Consider the following 2,447-nt stretch of genomic DNA (forward strand, 5'->3'; position numbering starts at 1 on the left):
CGTTTTCTACTCTATTACACACATCTGACATCATCATTCCTCCTATTTTTCAGATAGGATACTATATTCTACATGATGATGGGCGGTAACATGGCTATACAATGTCATATCTAATACACAGAAGTTTATTGAAGACCAAGGTGTTGCATAATTTTGTTCAACTGACGCTGCATCGACGTTTGATATGCATTTAACACAACTAACACCTGGTTATCTCCTGTACGCTTCATAACACGATATCCGTTTATTGCATGGGTGGCAATACCGTCTTCATTCGGCAGGCAGTACCCGTTCACTTGACACGTACCATCGTCTTTCACTCGCAATTGTCCGACCAAACCAACCGGTACCCACTCTTCTCTTTGCTGTCTTGGAATATATTGTTGACTCGGATCATAGTCAGGATTCAACATTAAGTGGGATTGCACTTTTTCCTCTTGCAGCATCTTGCCATGTTCATCATAACTTGCGGGAGTAATGTTTTGCTCATATTGTAAACGACCCCACTCATCTGTTACATATTGTCCTTGCCACTGTAATTGCGATGAGCCAGCCAACACTGCTGGTGTTGCACTCACTACACCTAAAATATAATCATCTTGACTGGTGGCTTTACGCACTTTATCTCCATCTAATGTTACAAATGTGCCTACGGGAATGGATTGACCATCTGTAGATTCGAACATTTCAGCAAAGTCACAGTTACATGACATCCCTTGTGTCACCGTACCCATGAAACAAGCATCGCCAATGTTGACACCACCGCTGGATACGCCACTAATAAAAGCAGCAAGGCCATTGCCTGTAACCCCAAATGCACCCGCCGCTAAATGCCACGAGTTTTCTAGTTTCGCACTACCGCTATTGCCCATAATATGCGCGCTATTCAAAGTAGCACCAATGGTCGTGTTGATTCCTTGTGCATGCGAAGCAGTTGCGCCAGCAACCGTACCCATTCCTTCACTATGAGAAGCTTCACCACTTGCTGTCGTTCCTTCCCCTTCGGCATGACTACTTTCCCCACTTGCCACGGACTCAAGGCCTTCCGCATGCGCACTAAACCCGGAAGCGATAGTGTCCGTTCCTTCCGCATGAGAGCTACTTTCCGTCGCTCTAGTTGCAAAACCTTCGGCATGAGAATCTGCTCCCATGGCTATCGTCTGTCTTCCTTCGGCATGAGATGCTTCCCCTGTTGCGCTTGTCATGAATCCTTCGGCATGGGAAAAACTAGCATTAGCAATACTACTTATGCCTTCGGCATGAGACGCTAATCCAATCGCTTGTGTATCATTGCCTTCGGCATGAGAACTGAGACCCGATGCTGTAGTGCCCATCCCTTCGGCATGAGATGCCACTCCGCAAGCCATCGTTAATTCCCCTTCGGCATGGGCAGCTTCTCCATCAGCTATACTTCCCACACCTTCGGCATGGGAAGCTGTGGAACCTGCTATACTCTCAAAACCTTCCGCATGAGAGGCTACACCGTTGGCTATACTCATTTCGCCTTCGGCATGACTTGAGTCACCGTTGGTTGTAGTTCTAAGTCCTTCAGCATGGGAAGCTTCACCATTTGCCACAGTCAGCTCTCCTTCCGCATGGGACGCATCACCGAACGCAATGGCTCCTGTCCCTTCCGCATGCGCACCGAAATCACCAAGTGCCATATTCACCTCGCCTTCGACGTGAGAGGTGTTGCCACTAGAAATATTATTTGTTCCTTCCGCATGCGAAGCTAAGATACCGCTGGATATATTATTGAATCCTTCCGCATGTGCATTTGGCCCTGAAGCTGTATTACTCATCCCTTCAACATGAGCATTTACCCCACTAGCTATATTACTATTTCCTTCACTATGTGCTTGATCGCCACTCGCCACCGTATTGTTACCTTCGGCATGGGAATTAAATCCCGAAGCTGTCGTTCCATTTCCCTCAGTATGGGAGTTAACGCCAAGCGCTGCATTCATATTGCCTTCCGCATGCGCGTTCGCTCCTAATGCCAATGTGTTGTTTCCTTCTGCATGCGATTGTGCACCACATGCGGTCGTTCCAAACCCTTCGGCATGCGAGGATTCGCCAGCTGCAAACGTAAACATCCCTTCCGTATGGGAAGCGCATCCTCCTGCAAACGTTCCGTTTCCTTCCGCATGCGAATCATCCCCCACACTCCAGCAATCTAATCCTTCCGCATGCGAATGATCGCCGAACGCTTCCGTATTGTTGCCTTCTGCATGACCAGCCATGCCAAATACTTTTGTATTGATCCCCTCTGCATGCCCAGCTGTGGCATCTGCCAGTGTTGTAACTCCTTCACTGTGAGCCGCCATTCCACTGGCGGTACTTCCACTACCTTCGGCATGCGCACATGCTGCTTGTGTCACGGTATTACACCCTTCAGCGTGTGAGTTGATTCCAGACGCCGTTGTCCCATTCCCTTCGGCATGGGC

1 protein-coding gene is annotated in these 2,447 nt (G+C 48.5%); it reads right to left on the reverse strand.

Annotated elements, in window-relative coordinates:
- Positions 1-125: 125 nt before the first annotated feature.
- A partial coding sequence (locus D1Z92_RS16980; RefSeq protein ID WP_306438825.1) for a peptidase G2 autoproteolytic cleavage domain-containing protein occupies positions 126-2,447 on the reverse strand: 2,322 nt, incomplete at its 5' end.

This window comes from Longirhabdus pacifica, assembly GCF_004115085.1.
In the GTDB taxonomy this organism is placed as follows: Bacteria; Bacillota; Bacilli; order Paenibacillales; family DSM-105158; genus Longirhabdus; species Longirhabdus pacifica.